The sequence below is a fragment of the Sphingobacterium sp. UDSM-2020 genome, assembly GCF_016132525.1.
Lineage (GTDB): Bacteria > Bacteroidota > Bacteroidia > Sphingobacteriales > Sphingobacteriaceae > Sphingobacterium > Sphingobacterium anhuiense.
Genome location: NZ_CP066166.1, coordinates 2,605,010 through 2,626,010 on the forward strand (window position 1 = coordinate 2,605,010; position 21,001 = coordinate 2,626,010).

At 35.4% G+C, this 21,001-nt stretch carries 18 protein-coding genes and 1 tRNA gene; 5 read left to right on the plus strand and 14 right to left on the minus strand.

Annotated elements, in window-relative coordinates:
• Positions 1-311: 311 nt before the first annotated feature.
• Positions 312-554, plus strand: a complete 243-nt coding sequence (locus JAZ75_RS11010) for a hypothetical protein (protein WP_208701782.1) — start codon at positions 312-314, stop codon at positions 552-554.
• Between the two features lie 265 nt (positions 555-819).
• On the opposite strand, the gene JAZ75_RS11015 is transcribed toward JAZ75_RS11010, so the two are convergent.
• The 7 genes from JAZ75_RS11015 to JAZ75_RS11045 all read right to left on the minus strand — a co-directional run bounded on the left by JAZ75_RS11015 (position 820) and on the right by JAZ75_RS11045 (position 8,099).
• Entirely contained in the window at positions 820-1,185 is a 366-nt protein-coding gene (locus JAZ75_RS11015; RefSeq protein WP_208701785.1) for a PleD family two-component system response regulator, read from the minus strand.
• A gap of 4 nt (positions 1,186-1,189) precedes the next feature.
• Positions 1,190-2,689, minus strand: coding sequence for a PAS domain-containing protein (locus JAZ75_RS11020; protein ID WP_208701787.1), 1,500 nt, complete (start codon positions 2,687-2,689; stop codon positions 1,190-1,192).
• A gap of 868 nt (positions 2,690-3,557) precedes the next feature.
• Positions 3,558-4,139: a YdeI/OmpD-associated family protein gene (locus JAZ75_RS11025; protein ID WP_208701789.1), complete on the minus strand. Its 582-nt coding sequence runs from the start codon at positions 4,137-4,139 to the stop codon at positions 3,558-3,560.
• 229 nt (positions 4,140-4,368) lie between these two features.
• Positions 4,369-5,415 carry an NAD(P)-dependent alcohol dehydrogenase gene (locus tag JAZ75_RS11030; protein ID WP_208701791.1) on the minus strand — a complete coding sequence of 349 codons (1,047 nt, stop codon included), beginning with the start codon at positions 5,413-5,415 and terminating at the stop codon, positions 4,369-4,371.
• A 19-nt stretch (positions 5,416-5,434) separates the two neighbouring features.
• On the minus strand, positions 5,435-6,361 hold the full coding sequence (locus JAZ75_RS11035) for an AraC family transcriptional regulator (protein ID WP_208701793.1): 927 nt from the start codon (positions 6,359-6,361) through the stop codon (positions 5,435-5,437).
• Positions 6,362-6,682: 321 nt separating this feature from the next.
• A tRNA-Leu gene (locus JAZ75_RS11040) sits at positions 6,683-6,764 on the minus strand.
• A 768-nt stretch (positions 6,765-7,532) separates the two neighbouring features.
• Positions 7,533-8,099, minus strand: coding sequence for a hypothetical protein (locus JAZ75_RS11045; RefSeq protein WP_208701795.1), 567 nt, complete (start codon positions 8,097-8,099; stop codon positions 7,533-7,535).
• A gap of 281 nt (positions 8,100-8,380) precedes the next feature.
• Here JAZ75_RS11045 and JAZ75_RS11050 point away from each other — a divergent pair, with 281 nt between their 5' ends.
• Entirely contained in the window at positions 8,381-9,121 is a 741-nt protein-coding gene (locus JAZ75_RS11050; protein ID WP_208701797.1) for an SDR family NAD(P)-dependent oxidoreductase, read from the plus strand.
• Between the two features lie 320 nt (positions 9,122-9,441).
• Here JAZ75_RS11050 and JAZ75_RS11055 read toward each other — a convergent pair whose 3' ends face one another.
• Positions 9,442-9,636, minus strand: a complete 195-nt coding sequence (locus JAZ75_RS11055; RefSeq protein WP_208701799.1) for a hypothetical protein — start codon at positions 9,634-9,636, stop codon at positions 9,442-9,444.
• 435 nt (positions 9,637-10,071) lie between these two features.
• Here JAZ75_RS11055 and JAZ75_RS11060 point away from each other — a divergent pair, with 435 nt between their 5' ends.
• Complete coding sequence (locus tag JAZ75_RS11060; RefSeq protein WP_208701801.1) at positions 10,072-12,312, plus strand: GH92 family glycosyl hydrolase; 2,241 nt, start codon at positions 10,072-10,074, stop codon at positions 12,310-12,312.
• Between the two features lie 86 nt (positions 12,313-12,398).
• Here JAZ75_RS11060 and JAZ75_RS11065 read toward each other — a convergent pair whose 3' ends face one another.
• The 4 genes from JAZ75_RS11065 to JAZ75_RS11080 all read right to left on the minus strand — a co-directional run bounded on the left by JAZ75_RS11065 (position 12,399) and on the right by JAZ75_RS11080 (position 15,220).
• Positions 12,399-12,767 (minus strand): nuclear transport factor 2 family protein, encoded by a 369-nt coding sequence (locus JAZ75_RS11065; RefSeq protein ID WP_208701804.1) that lies wholly within the window; start codon positions 12,765-12,767, stop codon positions 12,399-12,401.
• A 134-nt stretch (positions 12,768-12,901) separates the two neighbouring features.
• Positions 12,902-13,381 carry a hypothetical protein gene (locus JAZ75_RS11070; RefSeq protein WP_208701806.1) on the minus strand — a complete coding sequence of 160 codons (480 nt, stop codon included), beginning with the start codon at positions 13,379-13,381 and terminating at the stop codon, positions 12,902-12,904.
• Positions 13,382-13,761: 380 nt separating this feature from the next.
• Positions 13,762-14,235, minus strand: coding sequence for a cupin domain-containing protein (locus JAZ75_RS11075; protein ID WP_208701808.1), 474 nt, complete (start codon positions 14,233-14,235; stop codon positions 13,762-13,764).
• Positions 14,228-15,220 (minus strand): zinc-binding alcohol dehydrogenase family protein, encoded by a 993-nt coding sequence (locus tag JAZ75_RS11080; RefSeq protein ID WP_208701810.1) that lies wholly within the window; start codon positions 15,218-15,220, stop codon positions 14,228-14,230. Before JAZ75_RS11080 ends, JAZ75_RS11075 begins: the two co-directional genes overlap by 8 nt.
• 91 nt (positions 15,221-15,311) lie before the next feature.
• Here JAZ75_RS11080 and JAZ75_RS11085 point away from each other — a divergent pair, with 91 nt between their 5' ends.
• On the plus strand, positions 15,312-15,686 hold the full coding sequence (locus JAZ75_RS11085; protein WP_132845892.1) for a winged helix-turn-helix transcriptional regulator: 375 nt from the start codon (positions 15,312-15,314) through the stop codon (positions 15,684-15,686).
• A 76-nt stretch (positions 15,687-15,762) separates the two neighbouring features.
• Here the strand turns inward: JAZ75_RS11085 and JAZ75_RS11090 are convergent, their stop codons facing one another.
• Together JAZ75_RS11090 and JAZ75_RS11095 are read right to left on the minus strand one after the other, a co-directional pair.
• The gene (locus JAZ75_RS11090) at positions 15,763-17,964 is read right to left on the minus strand and encodes an alpha-galactosidase (protein WP_208701812.1); all 2,202 of its coding nucleotides are present in this window, start codon (positions 17,962-17,964) and stop codon (positions 15,763-15,765) included.
• Between the two features lie 325 nt (positions 17,965-18,289).
• Positions 18,290-19,609 (minus strand): serine hydrolase domain-containing protein, encoded by a 1,320-nt coding sequence (locus tag JAZ75_RS11095; protein WP_208701814.1) that lies wholly within the window; start codon positions 19,607-19,609, stop codon positions 18,290-18,292.
• Positions 19,610-19,917: 308 nt separating this feature from the next.
• Here JAZ75_RS11095 and JAZ75_RS11100 point away from each other — a divergent pair, with 308 nt between their 5' ends.
• The gene (locus JAZ75_RS11100) at positions 19,918-20,778 is read left to right on the plus strand and encodes an HD domain-containing protein (protein WP_208701816.1); all 861 of its coding nucleotides are present in this window, start codon (positions 19,918-19,920) and stop codon (positions 20,776-20,778) included.
• The last annotated feature ends 223 nt before the right edge of the window (positions 20,779-21,001 follow it).

Sequence of the window (21,001 nt, forward strand, 5' to 3'; positions counted from 1 at the left end):
GCTTCATCTTTGAAGCGTTCAAAGTCGAATGGGGTCTTTTCTTTCATGACCATGTCGTTTGAATAATTAAATATAAAAAATCTTATTAAATTATTCCCTTGACACAGTTCACGTTACAATCTCCCTTCGTTTGTATGGTATCAAACCCAGGATTATTCTCGGTAATCATAATTCTTTTTCAGAAGTTTCAAAATATTTTATTTCTGATTTTGCATCAGATGCACAGGTGATGTTAAACGTACAGGAAGATAACTTTTTTAAATATATTTATTTGGATTCATCTTCTAACGCTATACTGCTGGACAGTTGATATGGCTCAAAGAACAGTTGCAAACAGTAAAAAAAATATTATTTTTTCGCATCATCCTATTTTAGAAATCAGTACTCCAATTGATTATCTAGGTACAGCTCTGAATAGACGGGACGAAATAAAATATGCTTTATTTCAGATTAACAATGAAGTAACTATCTTTTGCGGACATTACCATATGGAAGATATCACGTCTGAAAAAATATACTTCAATATTCAACCCTTGCTTGTTCCTGTCAGATAGAAAAAGATGTTGATACTGTCATTATAAACGATCAGATTTATGGATACAGCATCATAACAATCGAAAATGATCATATTAACAGAACCCTGATTAGGTTTAATAAGTACTATAATTACTGAGTATATCAAATAGGCTAATCGCTAAAGACAATTTTTCTTGAAAAAAATCATAAATAGATCGATCACAAGTCAAAAATCATTTCATTCACATCGCCCGATAATGTTCATTTACATATACGGCTACCATGAACATTAACTTATTACCTTTAATGTGGTAATAAGCTATTCACTTCCGAGATGATTTCGTTGAGATCAAAAGGTTTTGCTAGAAAGCTGTCAGCTCCCGCTTCCATGGCGATCTTATTTCCGTCTCCACTCGCAGATATCACAATAACAGGTAACTTTTTTATCTCCGGATTATCCCGGATTATTTTTAAAATCTCATCGCCCGGCAAGATGGGCATCCAAAGGTCCAGCAGTAGAAGATCGGGCGATTGCGTTAAAATTTCATTAATAATATGAATACTATTGATCTGCGGTAAAACCTCAAACCCCTCAATCTCCAGAAGCATCTGGAGCACATCAAGTATTCCTTGATCATCGTCACAAACCATTATCCTTTTCTTATCCATAGCATTAACTTTTTATGATTGGCAACGTAAAATTAAAGGTCGATCCTTCACCCACTTCACTTTCTACCCATAAGGTTCCTTTGTGATTCACAATAATTTCATGAGAAACATACAGGCCGATTCCTAATCCAGGGTATTTTTTTTGAATATCGCTTGCTCTGAAAAATCTTTCAAAAATCTTGATTTTATCTTGGTGACCGATACCCATTCCATAATCTTTAACAGAAATTTTTACAAAATTTCCTACTGTATTGATATATACTTCTATGTTTTTAGATTCTGGAGCATATTTTATTGCATTTGAAATCAAGTTGTTAAAGACCTGTAAAACCTGCATCTCATCACCATTTACAAGAGCATTCGTGCATCCTGTAAACGAAATCTGATATCCCGGTGTGGCAACAGATAGATTTTCAATTGCATCTTTAATCGTTTTATCAATTTCAAAAGGTTCTACATGTAGCTCGATATTTCCGGAATGAATCTTTGAAGTATCCAGTAATTTAGAAATAAGTTTATTTAATTTTTCTATATATAGCGCTACTTTATCGAGTGAAGTAGTAAAAAGATCCGGATTTTTAGCAGGATCCATACGCTGAAGCAACTGTATAAGACTTTTGATTGTTGTTAACGGAGTTTTCAATTCATGACTTGCTATAGATAGGAAATCATCTTTTCTACGATCCAGTTCCTTTTTATCCGTAATATCTTCTATAGCAATGAGTATCCTGTCTTTATATTGTCCTTCAAACTCTATTCTATAAGCATTTAGAAGCATCACTTTTTTTCCAATATGCTGAAAATGATGTTCCACTTCATAATCTGTGACCGGATTATTTGTCGGCAATATTTTCGTTAAAAGATCTTTTAACGTTTCAATGTCCCATTGATGGTTTCCGAGTTCAAAAAGTACTTTACCCACCGTTTCTTCCTGAGTAACTTTAAACGAACTCAGAAAGTGATTATTTGCACTCAAAACGACGTAGTTAGAATCGAGAACTAATAAACTTTCTCTTACTGTTTGAATGATACTGGATAAGAAAGCCTCCTTTCCCATCAGTTCTTTAGTGCGTTGCTGAATTTTTTCTTCTACAGAAGATTTCTCTTCACGCAATTCGTACTCTACCTTTTTCCGATTTGTTACATCATTTTGCACTCCAATAAAGTGCGTAATCAGTCCGTCATCATTTTTAACCGGAGATATGAATAATTCATTCCAGAACAATTGACCATTCTTTCGGTAGTTTCTAATTTCGACCTTACACTCTATGCCATCTCTTATACTTTCTTTAAGGAGTTGTCTTTCAGCTTGCGATCTGTCCTGGGCTTGAAGGAAACGACAGTTATGACCTATTATTTCATCTTTACTGTAACCGGATATTTTTTCAAACGCACTATTACAATAGATTATAGGATTATCGGGTTGTAAATTATCTGTGATAATAATACCCGAGTTTGCCGAATTTAAGGCTTGAAGATATATATGGAGATTCTCATTTATCATAAAATTTATTTTCGTTACATGCAGTCTTTATCATGATGTATAAACTGCATTTCAAAATATATTAATTATAGAATCAATTTTACAAATACTATGCCTTTACAAGCACTTCATCTTTTATAATTTTCTACAAGCGGATCGTTTACTGCCCATAAAACCTTCCCGATAATCATCTTATTTAAAGATGTCTTGCCATCATTTATTTGACTTTATTGTGGTTTTAACGGTTAAAAATAAATGAATTAAGTTTTTTATATCCATCGAATGGAAAGATAGTTTATAACAAATTAGCATTGTCGATCAAACGGTATTTTTTCGATGAATATAACGTAGTGTTGTAGTTATAAACCGTAGAAATTCGTGAAGGTCAGGTATTTTTTGATTGTTCTTTACATGCCATAAGGAAATTCGAATTTATTACATTTCGTTGCTAAAGATCATTTAAAAATGATGCTTTAATTCCGTTGTAAATTTAATTCTCTGCTATATGTAATTTATAAATCGATCTTCTTGTTTAACTTTTACGTTCAGCGAGCATCTCCAGGCCTTTGTTATAAATTGATTAAAATCAAAAGGGCCTAATTCTCATTAGACCCTTTATCTTGGCGTTCAACTGCACAGTAATTTTTATGTTTCTTATCGTTTCCTCTTTTTTGTTTCATCATCCAAATGGTTTTGGGACACTTGGATTTTATTACTGCACTACGTCATTTATCGTTTTATACTTAATAAAAAGTAATGTTGAGTACTGCTTTATATGAGATGAACACTTGGGCTCAGAAAAAGTTCATATAAATAAATATTTTTTTGATTTTTCGGAACTTTTTGAATAATTACCGCTATAACATAATTGTTTCCTGGTAAGCAGGTTTTATCGAAGGTGTTTCGGTTTTAAGTTTTGTTCTGCACTTTCGACAATTTCAGTGATTCTTTTTTGTCGTACCTGCGATTGTTTGGCAAGAACAATCCATTGTAAAATAGCTTTCTTTACCGATTTGCTTAAACTTACATAGAATGCTTTAGCATGAGGTTTAGTTGCAAATTCCGCTTCAAGATCTTCTGGGATAATCAATTCTTCCACCTCATCCAGTACTGTCCAGAAACCATTTTCCTTTGCAATTTCTATGCTCTTGTGACCAGCTTCATGCATGAGGCCGTTTTCAATGAGATGTATTATTTTTTGTTTATTGATTTTTGACCAAGTACTTTTAGGTTTACGTCTGCTAAAATATTGATGGGAAGTTTCACTATCGACAGAAATCCTTTTACTGTCAATCCAGCCGAAGCAAAGTGCAACATCGACTGCCTCACTCCAGGTAATCGATTTTTTTTCAGAACTTTTTTTATGAAAAACAATCCATACAGCCTGTTTTGTCTGATGGTTTTCCATTAACCATTCGCGCCAGGCTCTACTATCAATAGGATAAAATATTTCTATTTCTTGCTTCATCATTTAAAACGATAGTTTCAGGTTCTATTGTTCCAGTATCGAACGTCTTAATATATCGTAAATGTAATGATAAACGGAATGGTATTGATAAACTTCATGTGAAAAACAGGAAGCATTATGATTAGTTATATTCTTTTACATTAAAACTATTGTTGATTAATATTACATTAATCAACAATAGTTGTTTCATAGAAGTTTTTATTCCTCTAGCTAAAACAGTATTTTATATTGATTACAGCGTTGCCATATCAATCACAAAACGGTAACGAACATCGCCTTTTTCCATCCGTTTATACGCTTCATGAATATCTTTAATATCGATCAGTTCAATATCCGATACAATATTATTTTCAGCACAGAAATCTAACATTTCCTGCGTTTCTTTAATACCGCCTATACCCGAGCCGGCTAGACTTTTACGGCCATCTAATAGTGCAAATGGCGGTATTTGAGAAGGAACTGCAGGAATTCCGACACAAATATGAGTTCCGTTTGTACGTAATAGAGATAAATATGATGCGATATCATGTTCTGCACTAACGGTATCTAATATAAAATCAAATGTTCCTTTAGCCGCTTCAAACTGTTCAGGGTCTGTTGTTACAACAAAATGGTGGGCACCTAATTTTCTGGCATCCGCTTCTTTTTTAGGCGAAGTACTTAGCACCGTAACATCAGCACCAAATGCAACAGCAAATTTCACTCCCATATGGCCTAAGCCACCTAATCCTAAGATTGCGACTTTGTGACCTTTTCCCACTTTCCAGTGGCGTAGGGGAGAATAAGTAGTTATGCCCGCACATAACAAGGGGGCTATTGCCGCTAAATCTAACTTATCAGATACATGTAGTACAAAATCTTCATTAACGACGATTGTTTTAGAATAGCCGCCATATGTAGGCATACCATCCGTGTACGGATTCACACCATTGTAAGTTTGTACGTTACCATTTTTACAATACTGCTCCAGTCCCTCCTTACAATTTTCACAATCTCTGCAAGAGTCCACCATACATCCTGTTCCTGCTAAATCACCGATTTTGAATTTCGTGACTTCAGATCCGATTTGAACAACCCTTCCTACGATTTCATGTCCCGGTACCATGGGAAATAAACCTTCAAACCAATCATTATTAATCTGATGTAAATCCGAGTGACAAACCCCACAAAATAAAATATCAAACTGTACGTCCTTAGGCCCCAGTTCACGACGTTGAAAGTTCCATTCGGCAAGCTCAACACCAGCCTGCTGAGCCGCATATCCTTTTGTTGTAATCATAGATTCTGTTTTAAATAAATTAATTTTTTATTTGATAGCTTTTTCTAAATCCTTGCGGAGTTAGGCCTATATTTTTCTTGAAAAATTGATTAAAATTGGACTGATCTGCAAAGCCTATACTAAATCCGATTTCTTGTAAACTCCAGTCCGATTGTATCAATAAAGCTTTACTTTCTTCCAGTAAACGATTTTTAATGTGTGTGCTTACATTTTGCCCCGTATACTTCTTTAATATCGCATTTAAATAATTTGGATGTATAGCGAGCGAGTTGGCAAATTCTTTAGCCGTTTTAATGCGTACAGGATTATGCCTATTGATATTCGAAGCTTCTGCTTCCAGTAATTGAAAAAAATCATGAATTTGTCTATATTCATCACTAACAATATCTGGTTTTGGAAAATTAGCAACTTGTAAACTTTCGATCATCACCATTTGCATATACGTTTGTAAGCGGTCCTCCTTCATATCATCCTGATCTTCATATTGCCTTAGCATGATTTCAAACCAATGGTTTAAAGGAGCTAGATCATTTTCTCCCAATCGAATGACATTTTTCTCTATTTTACTAAACAGTTCATATTTTTCCATAGCAACTTTTAAGATCGGCTGCTCATCCAGATAACGCTTTTTAAACAGAACGTAATATCCGTCAGAATCATCAGAAAGATTTTTCCAGGAGATTATTCCGTTCGGATGCAGAAATATAATTGTCGGATTATCTATATAATAAGTGTGGGTACCAATAGTAAGAATACCTGTACCTTTAGAAATATATAATATTTTATAAAAGTCTCTACGATGTGGAGACAAATAATTTTTACAAGGATCCTCTTTTCGGCTCACCACACGAATATTCCAATTCTCAAAGTAGGCATGACTTATTGGTAAGAAATCCTCTGAATTTCGTAACAAATCTATTTTTTCGACATCCGAAGCTTTCAACATAATGAGATCTTAAATACTTTATTGGATACAAATGTACAGGTTGTCTTTTTCAAACTATTATGATTTACTTTCTGTTTTTTATGAAAATCAAAGGTCACACCCAATAAGAATATGAACCAACCTAGGTGGAAATCAATATAGATGCGCCATAGCTAATTTAAATAATATTTAAGATAGTTGCTCTATTTCATTATCGAGAAAGTAGATGCATAACTCCATTTTTTTCAACATGCTGGGGTTAATAAAAGCAGGAGGGTATGATGTTTCAGAAAGGAGTATAAAAAAATCCTCCTAAGGTTTTAAGCTCAGGAGGATATCAAGTGCGGAAGAAGGGACTCGAACCCCCACGCCTTGCGGCGCCAGATCCTAAGTCTGGTGCGGCTACCAATTACGCCACTTCCGCATTAGGATTTCTTTGATGTCGCAAATATAAAAACGAAACCTATACTTTGCAAGTATTCTGCTTTTATTCGTTATGGCAGATACAGATGATGCTGTTAATGAGTAGGATATTTTTTTAGCAAATTCATTTTTTTGTTTACAATTCTATTTTAGCTTCATGATAATAAACATCAAGCTTTGAAAATATGATTGTATGTTAAAGCTTTGCTCCCAAAAGCACCCAAATTAATCGAAAACTAGATTCATTTAATGTTCTGTATCCATATTGTTTTTTTATAAGGCTGTTATATATATAAAATAGCTAATGTTAGCGCGTCAAGAATCCTGGTGAATGGGTTGAAATATTCTGTTTTTTTATTTTAATTTACTCATTTGTAGTGTTTTATAATAATGTGATAGCAGTGTGAAATGTCTTTTTTCTTTGATTATTTATTTAATGTTAATCTTTACCTCAGCGATCATTAAGATATGTTTGTGCTTTGCTGGTGGTGACAATAGCACCATCGATTGGTAATGTATATTGCTTTTTTAATTATCAAATGGAATTTCAATTGTATGTTCATAATGGTACAGTTGAATTCATTCAACAGGGATTAACGTGATCCTTGTTGAGTTCATTTTCTTTCCATATTATTTAACATCGATATGTGTGGTAACAAAATATCCTCCTAGCATGTAGTTAATAATAGACTTCGGAAAAATATTATTACTGGATCTTTTGCATTGTCCATAATTAAATCCTTTGTATTGTTAAGGATAAATGATGTTTTCAATTAGCATTATTCCAAGGTTTAAAATCAGATGAAATCGGTTTTGTCAAATCAAATTCGACTGAAAAGACCCTTTCCGAACCTATTCGCCTCAAGTTGTACGAAAACTTAGTCTCATCAATTGTTACCCACCAGACATTATAAGCAGCGTAATCGATAAGTTCTTCAGTTGCTGCATCAGCAGGAAACATCTGCATATGAGCTGTTCCTTCGTTGGTAGCGGTCCCGCCATAAAAAGTAATTTTGTCAGGATTTCCATCCGGTTTTCTATGATCATGTTTTAGTTCTACAAGATTATTGTTCAAAGAGAAGATCCAGGTGCGTGATTTGTCATCCCCAACGAAGAAGGGAACTTTTATCGCACTGTCATTATAGCTCATTACCTGCATCAACAAGCGTTTGCCTGTAAATCCGTCGCCTTCCTTTCCACCAGCGGTAATAATTCCTTCATAATAATTACCTAAATGTGGTTTAAAAGCCTGCATAAAAGCTTTTGAATTTGATTCTTGAGCATTCGCCAAACTGATTACGAAGTATGCTATTATGAGTAACATGTATTTTTTCATATGTTATTAATTTTGAGATTTCAACCTTATTTTATGGCTTTACATATACTTATGATATGATAGCTTCTCCGGGAAATTGTAGTAGCAATCTGGGGTCAGATTCTATAAAAGTACAAAAATTACCTTATTCAAATTTGATTATTTACATTTTAGACCTTATAGTAGTTTATTAAAATTAATCGCTTTTTTATAACAATTAATAAATTTCCAATACCGCACGTTTCGGATTTTATAGCGTTCTCTTTCGCACTAGCTTTGTGTTAACCAAAAAAATAAAACACATGCAAATTTTTAAAGACAAGACCATCCTGATTACAGGAGCCAATAGGGGTATAGGCAGATCATTTGTAGAGGCTCTGCTAAATAATGGGGTAGGAAAGATATATGCAACATGCAGAGATGTAAATAAAATGCCGACATTTAATGATGACCGGATAGTACACTTAGCGCTGGACATTACAGATGACAAGCAGGTTGCATTGGTTGCATCTGCTGCTCAGGATACTGAAATTCTTATCAACAATGCAGGAACAGTAAACCCTGGAAATATCTTAGAAGGAGGTCTTTTAGGAATGGAAAATGATCTACAGGTTAATTATTTTGGAACAATAAAGATGATGCGCGCATTTGCGCCAATTCTGATCCGAAATAAACCCTCCCTTATGATCAATATAATTTCTATCGCCGCTTATTCTCCTTTGCCATCCATTGCAGGATATGCAGCTTCAAAAGCAGCTCTTTTTTCTGCTACCCAGTCTGTTAGAATAGAACTGGCTAAAAAAGATGTATCCGTTTATGCTGTTAATCCTGGAGCAATTGACACGGATATGAATAAGGGAAGCGATTGGAAAATGGCAGATCCAGATAGAACAGCAATAAAAATATTGGAAAATGTATCTGATGGGACACTTGATAGCATTCCTGATGAAATGGGGCAGGGGATGTATACTACGTGGAGAGAAGAGCCAGCTAAACTGGCGAAACTATTTTCTGATCTGTATTATAGTGAAAATACTAAATAAATGGTATTTAAATGTATGTTTCAGTTGTTAAAACATTTTCATGTTTAACAACTGAAACATGTATAGCGTGGAGATTTATTTGTTATACTAGGTTCTTTTGGAATAGAATGCTCTTTTAACTTTGGTGTCATCTATAAAAGAATTTTGTATGCTTTAAATCATAAAGGTCTGCTGAAATAACCTTGAGTGCTCAGCAGACCTTTTATTAAACCTATTTCTAAAATACCAGTACTCCTAAACGGGTATGCTTCAAAATCGAATACCCTTATAACTTGCACTGGACTGATCGGATGTACTTTCTTAATGCGGTATTACAGATACTAATATCTATCGTGGCCGAATAAAATAGTTTCGGCTGATAATGACGCTTGGTGCTTGAGCCAACCAGCTAAATTTCTTGTATCATATACATTTCCACCTCTATCATTTGTCCATTTCATACCCCCTTGCACACCTTTCATCTGTTCTTTGGAAAGCTTGGTCAATTTTTCTTTTAACAATTCTAAATTTTTCATATGCATAACGTTTTATCTGTGAAATTAAGGTACGGACAATTTACAGTAGGTATCGGCTTAAATGTATATTCGCTGGTTCTGCGTCAATATTTGCAATACTTGGTTTCAGGACATGACAGTCTTTAGTAATTTTGCTAAAACGTTTTAAATTTATTAGGTGAAATTAAAAATAATTTTCCCGATCGCTCCATTTATCTTATATTGGCTTCTTATTTTTCTTTATTAAAACATTTTTTAGGTTTATAGGATCATATTTAGGCCGATTAACGGGGACAATTTATAGGTAAATTGAATGAAAAATAGATACTAGAAAAGTGGGCAGGGATTGATCTTTATCAAGTTTGAAAGTAAATCAAATTCCTTTAGACAGTAAAGAGAATTTACTTCTAATAATGGAAATACGTTGTAAATAATATTTAAAAATCGATATATACAATGAAATATGTGAATTATATGGTTTGTGCGAGTCTATTGGTTACTTTAGGCTGTGCTTCCAAAAAAGATACTCAGCATGACTCGTATGCAAAATCTGTTAATCCTTTTATAGGGACAGATTTTACGGGGAATACCTACCCCGGAGCGCAGGCTCCATTTGGTATGATCCAATTGAGTCCTGACAATGGTTTACCAGGCTGGGACCGCATATCGGGATATTTCTATCCGGATAGCACCATCGCTGGTTTTAGTCATACACACCTAAGTGGAACAGGAGCAGGGGATCTGTATGATATCTCTTTTATGCCAGTTACGCTTCCTTACAAAGAAGCAGAGGCTCCACTCGGTATTCATTCCAAATTTACGCACAGCGATGAACAGGCACACGCCGGATATTACCAGGTAAAATTAACTGACTATGATATCAACGTTGAATTGACAGCAACTCCTCGTTGCGGTATTCAGCGTTATACCTTTCCAGAAGCAGATGCTGCCGTATTTTTAGACCTGAAGAAAGCCATGAACTGGGATTCGACAGTGGATTCGCATATTGAAGTTGTCGATTCGGTAACGATTCGCGGCTATCGATTTTCTGAAGGTTGGGCGAGAGGGCAACGTGTCTATTTCGAAACACGTTTTTCAAAACCCTTTACTGCTGTACACCTGGATAGTACTGCCATTCTATCCATTACAGACACCCTTACAAAAGCCACTAAACGTACCGGAACGGCTTTTAAAGCCCGTTTTGATTTTAAAACAGCTAAAGGAGATCAAGTTACATTGAGTACAGCACTTTCGGGAGTAAGTATGGAAGGAGCATCAAACAATTTAAAAGCAGAAGCACCAAAAGATGATTTTGACTATTATCTCGCGCAAGCCGAAAAACATTGGAATGATGAACTTGGAAAGATCGCCATTCAGACGGCAGATAAAGAGACCAATGTGAAATTTTATACTGCATTGTACCATAGTATGTTAGCGCCTACCATATTTGGAGATGTAGATGGATCCTACTTTGGTGCAGATCGAAAAATACATAAAGCCGAAAATTGGACCAACTACAGCACGTTTTCATTATGGGATACGTATAGGGCATCACATCCCTTGTTTACCATCACCGACCCCAATCGCGTAAATGATATGATAAAGTCCTTTATAGCTTTCTACGAGCAACATGGTCGTTTACCGGTTTGGAATATTTATGGAAGTGAGACGGATATGATGATCGGGCATCACGCTATCCCTGTTATCGTCGATGCCTATTTAAAAGGGATCGGTGACTTTGACGTCAATAAAGCGCTTGAAGCTTGTGTAGCTTCAGCAAATACAGATGAATACAGAGGAGTTGGTCTATATAAAAAGCTCGGCTATGTTCCATATGATGTTTCCGATAAATATAATGCCGAAAATTGGTCCTTATCCCGCACATTAGAGTATGCATTCGATGATCATTGTATTGCAGTGATGGCAAGTAAGATGGGGAAAGCGGATATCGCAGCGACATTTTTGGCGAGGTCAAAAAATTATAAAAATGTCTATAATCCAGCAACGTCGTTTATGCAACCACGTCATAGCAATGGTCAATTTATAAGTCCATTTGATCCTGAAGATTATAGCGAACATATCTGTGAAAGTAATGCTTGGCAATATTTTTGGTCGGTACAACACGATATTCCTGGCTTGATCAATTTGGTCGGCGGGAAAGAACGCTTTGGACAAAAACTCGATAGTATGTTTACTTTCCATCCATCAGATACAACCAAACTGCCTATTTTTAGCACCGGTATGATTGGGCAGTATGCACATGGCAATGAACCGAGCCATCATGCCTTATACCTATTTAACGCTGTTGGACAGCCATGGAAAACACAACAGTATGCGGCCGAAGTAATGGAAAAGCTGTATCTGAACAATCCTTCTGGTTTAAGCGGTAATGATGATTGTGGACAGATGTCCGCTTGGTATGTATTCAGTGCATTAGGTTTTTATCCAGTAGATCCGGTCAGTGGCCACTATGAAATTGGCACACCGCTTTTTGCACATAGCGAAATTATGCTTGCTAATGGAAAAAAATTTACGGTTAAAGCCAATCACGTCAGCAAAGATAATATCTACATCCAATCTGTTTCAATTGATGGTAAACCTCTTGAAACAAGTTATATCACACATCAGCAAATGATGTCTGGAGCAACATTGGTATTCGAAATGGGAAACAAACCAGGACCGGTATGGTATAAATAATAATTGCGTGTAGTAGCACCGTTTTCAATTAGAGCGTTGCAAAAAGTTACTGATTTTTTGCAACGCTTTTAGATGGTACAGCCCGTTTAAACATGAACAATCCTTCCACTTCCTCCAACTACTTGTATTCCACTAGGGAATGTTTTCCAAAAACGGATGTAATGAAACTTACTGTCAAAGTCTTGACCACTGTAATTTCCTTTTAATTCCAAGGTCAACGTAATCACTGCTGTATCATCTATGATGTTTAGATGTTCAACATGGGGAATAAGCTCACGGATTTTTAAATTACCGTCACGGTAACTCTGTAAATCCATTTCCTTTGTGATGACGTCTCCGCTTGGAAGGACAAAAAGCAGCTCATCGTGCAGCAGTTCTTCAAGCACGTTTATATTACTTTCCTTGATCGCTTCATAAAGCCTATTTTCCTGATCTAAAATATCTGTTTCTGTCATTAGTTATTATATTTTTAGCTTCCAACTTAATTGATTTATTTTTACTCCACTACTAATTTAATAAACTTTTAAAGAATAACTCTCCTCATACTCCTGTTGCATAAATGGATAATTGCTGTGTACCGAAACTGTTATTAAATGGTAGATTGATAATTTGAAAGTGGCAACTGCGAAAAAGATATTAATCCTGGACCTTCTAAGGCATTGTATAACCTTTGAATATCGCCTTCTTTTGCGATCTGGTGAATTAAAAGTGTGTTATTTTCGATGGAAATACAACGTACATTGTAACGATGTAAAATTTCCCAGATGTTTTCATTTGTGTCGAATGATATTTTAAATAAAGCAGCATTTAAAACAGAACCAAAAGTGATGGTAACATCCAGTACATCGGCTATTTTTTTAAGAGTGAGTATGGTATTGTCGATTAAGATTCCTGGCATAGCTACCTCAATCGTTATCAAAACTATTTCCGGAATATCTGTACGGGATTGTGAAATCGTCTCAATTTCTAATCCTAATTGATGCATTGTTGAAATGATTTCGGGTAGTAAATCACGTTGATTTTTGCAATTCAAAGTGAACAATTTAGCGGTCATATTTTTCTTTTTCATAACATGGAATCAAAAAAAAAGCTTCCCAAATTTTTTGGGAAGCTTTTTATAATATTATTTATTTTTAAATATCTTACAAAGTATTAACCTCCCATTTTGAACAAATAATGACGATGACCACGACTGTAGCGTTAATCAAGATGTTAATATTAATCTGTCCTAGATTGTTCATTATGAAAGTGTTTTCTTTTGTGTTTTTACAAAGAAAAGAAAATACTTTTATTATCCAATTTTTTGAAGAATAATAATTTTTTTGATCAGATTAAAATCACTGATCGTGTTCCATTGTCCATATTCATTTTCCAGGCTGCATTTATCTCTCTGAACAGTAAGGCAAAAGGATGGTCTTATCATTTATTAAAACAGTAAATTAGAAATAATTATTCCTGTACTGCGTCAATTAAAATGGCAAGTTGTATACATGGATGATCGGAGCGGTTGCTCCAAGCGTGGTTAGTGCCCCTCTGAATGACAATATCTCCTGCTTTTAAAAGCGTTTCACCTTCTTCCATGATCAGATAGAGTTCTCCTGAAAGGATAATGATGTAATCCAAGGTTGAGGTTTGATGCATCATCGGGTGGGGCTGTCCGATTTTTACATCCACCCCCAGTTCTTTATCAGGCGGGATAGAAACATAACGAAAATACGTTCCGTTTTTTGGCGTTTCGGGGAAACCTTTATTCGGGATCTGTACTTCATAGTCCAGGCTCGCGGGCATCTGTTGGGTATTCCAAACGTCTGATATGACCAGATTAGGGAAATGTTCTACAGCATTTGCCACAATTTTATCTTCAATGATTACAGACTTTCCGTTTTGGATTCCGGTGACGATTCTTCTTGGTATTTTATTCATGGATCATTATTAATTTATTTCCCTTTGTCTGGTTGTTTTTAAGTATGCGATGAGCTTCTAGTACTGTTTCGGTGGAAAGCTTGCCTACAATTTTATAACTTGGCGGACTTATCGTCCCATCCTGGATCAGTTTGGAAATATGTTGGAGATTATCTTTGTAGTAGGCGTAATTTTTGTTTACGCTGTGAGCATAATTGGAGATATTCACGATGCTTATTCCTTTATTAAAGAGCGTTTCACGGGATTTCGTGGTGTTCATAAAAGTAACATCAACATAGATTCCATTAATTTTTAGTAATTCCGCTGTAATTTCAGCAATCTCGTTTCCAACCAGATCGATTCCGATATCAAATGGTTGATTGTTGTTTGCTTTAAGCAGGTTATCTCTTAGATTAGGCAGTTTATAATTGACGATCTGATTTTCCTTTAGTCCCATATTCAAGAGAAGTTTAGTACTTTCCTCACTACCTACAGTAGCCATGATATTCTTAATTTTATGCGCCACTAATATCTTGACAAGAAACGAACCGACTCCTCCAGTAGCTCCCGTAATCAGTATTGTGTCCTTCGGACTGATTTGGAGCCGATTAAAAATTTGTAGTGCTGTCAGCGCTGCGGATGGTATTGCTGCCGCTTCCTCAAAAGAGATTTTCTTGGGTTTTAAGACAACGATAGCTTCAGGAACGGTAATAAATTCAGCATATGTACCATTACTTCCCATTGATCCACTAGCACAGAGAACTTCATCACCAATTTGAAATTCAAGTACTTGAGTGCCCTTGTCGACTACAATTCCTGCCAGTTCTCGTCCCAATATTGGTGAACTGATCAGTTTTCTTTCGTGTTCATTTTCCAACATCTGGTAATCGATAGGATTAAAACCACTGACTTTTATGTGAATCAGAACCTCATGGTCTTTAGGAATTGGTTTAGGAATGGATCCATCTTCTAGTTGGCCATATTGATTGATCGTTACTACTTTCATGATGTGTTGATTTTAGACAAAGGTATAGGTAGAATAGTTTATATTTGCTACTAGTTAACTGTTGGTAACTAGTAACATTAAGGTAACTATTATGGCAAATATTATAGAGAACGGTGTAGAAAGACCGGCGACATGTACAGAGGAGCTATTTGCAATGCGCGATAGTCTCGATGTGCTGGGCGGTAAGTGGAAACTGATGATTTTACGCTATCTAACCAACAGAACGGACCAACAGATTCATTTTAAGAAGTTACAACGTGGTATCGCGGGAATTTCAGCTAAAATGCTTACTAAAGAACTCCGAGAGCTTGAAATTAATCTTCTGATTACAAGAACCATTCAAGATACCAAACCCATTACGGTCATTTATGCTGTAACAGAATATGGGAAATCAGTATTTCCGGTGACCGAGACACTGGTAAACTGGGGTTTGATCCATAGAGACAAAATTAAAAATTCGTTGTAATAAAATATCCTATTCCCTTTCCCAGTCGAATGGATAAGGAAATAGGATATTTAAAGTTGTTAAGTGATCGATTTACTTATGGAGTAGCTGTCAACAAGATGACTACGCTTCTTCTGTTATTTTCTAAAACAGGATTTAAACCGATATTCATTAAGAAGTCTCCGGATAGAATCAGGTCTTCAGCGATTGTTTTATCATCTTGATACAAGTTTATTTCTTGAACCCTGTAAGATTTATTTGGGTCTAAACCTTGCCATTTGATCGGTTTAGTGGTTTTAAAAACATGGTTATAAAAGGTGAGGTAATTGAACATAACCGCTTTACTTTTATCGCTGTTGATGTATGCAAGACTAGCATAATTATTTTCTCTAGGATTAGAAAATCGATAAAGATCACCATGCCATACGATGTCTTTGATGTTATCGTATGTTTTAACCGCTTTTTGTGCGAAACTTAGTTCTTCCGGACGCAATTCTTCTAGATTGAGGTCAAAACCCATTTTTCCCATCATGGCTACATCAATTTTAAATTTAAGATCCTGCTTCCCAAAAGTGGTGACATGGTTAGCACTTCCTATTGCGGGGAAGAACAGCGAGTTTTCATATTGCATAAAGATCCGATCGTAAGGATCCGTGTTATCACTTGGCCAATATTCACTAAAGTAATTTAATGCACCGTAATCGATACGCCCACCACCACCAGAGCAAAGCATCATAGGAAGTTTCGGATACTTGGCGCGGAATCGTTCTAGAATCTTGTATAAGCTTAATGTGTAGTCAACATAGAAATTATTTTGGTCACTTTGGAAACTCGAGTATGCGTTGTATATAACAGCATTACAGTCCCATTTGATATAAGCTAAAGAAGGATTTTTCTGTAATAATTGATCAAGAGTGTTGAAGACAAAATCCTGTACTTCGGGATTGGATAAGTCCAGCACGAGCTGATTCCTAAAATAATATTCAGGCCTGTTTGTCTGCTTCACCACCCATTTTGGTTTCTTTTCATAAAGTTCACTTTTGGGACTTATCATCTCGGGTTCTACCCAGATACCAAATTTTACACCCACTTTATCGGCTTCTTTTGTGATTGAGGCAATTCCATTGGGCAGTTTTTTCTTATTCTCAGTCCAATCACCTAATGCAGACGTGTCCGCATTGCGGGGATATTTATTTCCAAACCAACCATCATCTAACAGGAAAAGATCAACACCTAATTTTTTGGTATTTTCCAGCAGATGAAAGATTTTCTTTTCATCAAAATCAAAATAGGTACTTTCCCAGTTATTGAGTAAAGTTAGGCGTTCTCCGTTTCCATCAACTAGGCGATTATTTTTTGCCCATCGATGGAAATTACGAGATCCTTCTCCTACACCTTTGGTGGAAAGTGTATAAGTAAATTTCGGAGTGACGAAAGGTGTTTTAGGCTTTAAGGCATAATGTGAAGCATAATTATTGATGCCCGCAATAATTCTCAAATTATCTTGCGGATCTTTTTCAAAATCAATTCTGAAGTTACCGCTCCAATCCAATCCTCCCAATAATACAGTTCCCTGTGTTTCATTCCATATCTTATCCATACCAATGGCAAAATAAGAGCTCATCAACAAGTTGGTCCGGGTACCCAGTTTACTGTCCAGTGTTTTGATGCCGTGGGTAAGTCTTTCTGTTTCAGGTTGCATTTCCGCTATCCAGTCGCCGTGATAGCTGCGCAAGTAGAAATCGTCTGATTTCAGGTTGAGGTTAGCCGAAGCAAATTTGGTTAGTTTTACATTTTTTTTCTCTTCATGCCGAATAACCGTCCATTGTTCAAAGATATTGTCCTGATAATTTGCCAGATAATGTAATTCCACATAAAAGGGATACAGATCATCTTTCATAAAGATGGTGACATGCTGTTTTCCTGCCGTACTGATATCATTTTTATGGTCGATATATTTAAGATCTAAAGATTGATTTCCGTCGGCATGCTCGACACTTATTGCGGGTTCAAGTAAGTTTCGGGTGCCCGAAGCTGCATAAGCAGATTGATACATACTGGTGTAGTCATGAGCCTGTTTATATTGTGTGGTTACTTGTGTATATTCATCCGATTTTGACAGCTTATTTCCAAGGTAAACCATATTGACATCTTTGTTTTCCTCTACATTCAGAACCAGTGCGATGTCAGCAGTTTCGAGGATGATATTTTTTGCGGTTTTGAGTTGCAATTGCGTTTGTTGTGCACTACTATCAATAAAAATAGGGAGCAACAAAAATAGGAGCATAAATTTTGTCATATTGTTGGTTTAGGGTTATGAAGTAATTAGTATTATTTAATTAAAGCCTAATGTATTCCATATCGTATTGATCGGATGCATCGGTCTCGACTATAATAAATAGAAACGGTTCAACTAAGATAGTGATTGCTAGATTGTTCTCAAAATCATCAATCGTTATAATCAGTATGGCAGATTACTTCTTTGATTTTTTTCTTTTTAGTAGCGGGTTGAAAAAGCTTCATATTGCAAGATATATGAACAAAAAAAATGCTTGCAAATCGTATATTTACAAGCATTTTATATTGTAATCGGCTTAGAACGTCTTACTTGATCTACTGATTTATTATTCCAGATTGAACAGAAATTCTCCCCCACCTTGTTTCAATTTCATTGTCTTATCTTCCGGGCTAAATTCTAAAACAATCCCTGCCTGTTCAAATTTGAATTTATCTTTTTCTGTTGCTTCAAGAGGAAATGCCGACTGTCCTGTTGCCTGAGCCATCAACGTTTTTTTGTCTTTTGTAATCGTAATTTTCAAAGGGATTTGTTTGGACGCATAAATGCCTAAATACTTTTCCAGATCTTCTGAAGATACTTCGTGGCTGGAAAAATTTGGAATATCATATGGTTTATTATAGACTGCACTTAATAGCGCAATAGCAATATTGTTATTATTAAAATGAGTTCCGTTTGAAGTTAAAGCAAAATCAATATTCTCGTCAGCAAAATGAGAAAAGACAGAACTAAAACCATCAATTCCTCCGGTGTGTCCATATCCAATTTTGTCATAAAAAGGAATTTGAAATAAGCCTACACCATATTGATCTTTGATGCTTTTCATGATTTCAAGATTTTCAGGATTCAACAATTTGCCATTAAACAGTGCATTGCTGAAATCGACCAAATCGCTTGGTGTAGAAACAACTCCTCCAGCTCCCAAAGGTATAGAAATATCTGTTTCAGGTTGAAGAATCCATTTCTCATTAAAGGTATATGACTTACATTCTTCTTTCGCCGGATTAATTTTTCCTCCCATATAGGTATTCTTCAAATCAAGAGGCTTTGTGATCAATTCTTTTAACAGATCTGTATAACTTTTTTTGAAACTTTTTTCAAGTATGTAGGTTAGAAGTACAAAATTCGAATTGCTGTATTGCGCTTTACTGTCGGGTACAAAATCGCTGCCCGCTTTTGCAATGATTGCTACCATTTCTTTTTCGGTCTTAGGTTGTGTATTCCAGGTCAGGTAATCCTTGTCATCTGTAAAATTATGTATTCCACTTCTGTGGCTTAATAAGTGTTTTATGGTTATTTTTTCGGCATTTTTAATCGTTGGAAAAAAGCTTTCGATCGTTTGATCTAGCTTTAGTTTATTCATTTCTACAGCTTTCAAAACCAAAACAGAAGTAAATGTTTTTGAAATGGAACCAATTCTATACTTAGAATTTGGGGTTGCTTTCTTATTGTTCTCAAGATCAGAAAAGCCAACCGATTTGGAATAGATAAGTGTACCATTTTTTGATATAGCCACACTTCCCATAAATTTGTTATTTTGCTCCAGTGATGCAAAATACGAATCGAGTTTTTGGGAGTCGAAATTTTGCGCATAGCTACCAGTCGAAATCAAAAGAAGTACGAAGTAACCTGAAATTTTTTTAAGCATAATAATTTGTCTTATGGTTTTTAATTTGATGGATAATGAGCTGATGTAACTTGCAGCTTCTTAGACTTTAAAGATAATTGTTTTAGTTTATATTTTAATGCTTCCTGAGTTCGATTTTCTTTTAATAAGATCCATTCGATCATTAGAATTATGTATTAGAAAATGGAGTTCAACGTTTTAAACAAGTTTTTGCGGTACATCCGACTGCCCAATTGTTGTGTAAATGATTTTTTAAAGGAATTCTTATATAAAGAAGGGCGTTTTCATTTTTAACTCTATCATTACCTTAAATGCTTTATATTTGAATTATGATGGTAAGTGATATTTTTTACGGTAATTTCGAACTTGAAGATATTCTTAGCGAGCTTATAAGCTCGAAACCCGTTCTACGATTAAAAAATGTTCATCAGGGAGGTGCCATCTTTCTGGTCTCTCCACATGTTGATCATAGCAGATATGAACATTCTATCGGCGTTATGCTTCTTGTGCGGAAACTTGGAGGTAGTCTGGAAGAACAGATCGCTGCGCTTTTGCACGATGTTTCGCACACTGCTTTTTCACATGTGATTGATTATGTCTTGCAGCATAAAGGCGAAGATTATCATGAGCAAATTTTTGAAACAGTAATAGGAAAGTCTACGATACCTAACATTTTCGCTAAATATGGATTCAGTACTTCCTTATTGGAAGATCCAAAGCATACCTTGCTTGAGATGCCGCTACCTGAGCTTTGTGCAGATCGAATAGATTATACCATTAGGGATCTATATCATTTTGGCCTGATCGATATTGTGGAGGCACATGATTTTATAAGCGAACTTGGTGTTCAAGATGGTAAGATAGGTGTCCAGAGTGAAGAAGTAGCTTCATGGATTAGCAGTAAATACCTTCAGCTCAATCATGCATATTTCAGAAAACCGGAACATATATTTGCTAATACCAAGCTTGCAGAATTGATTGCTTTAGGACTGGAAAAGTGTATCCTTGTTTTATCAGATCTTTGGCAAGATGACCCTGCCGTTTTATCAATAATAACGACCGATCCTTATCTCAATTCAGAACTTGACAAAATTAAAAACCTGGAAGGTTTTGAAAGTTTTTCAAAAACTCAATCTGGGAAAATTTTCAAGGAAAGGATACTAAAGCCTCTGGTTATAGGTACTTACTAAATAAAATCTTTTTTACCTCCACTAAATAATTTATATCTGCCAATTCCCCTCATAAATCGGTCATAATAAGTGTGTGCTTCAGAAGCCTTAAATACATTTTATAACAATAATGTTACAAAATGTATTGCTCCAGATACTATAGGTTTTTTTTCGTCGTTAATTATTTGATAATGCTTAAGTTTTAATGTAAATGTTTTCATTAAAATACTTTTTATTAATCGTT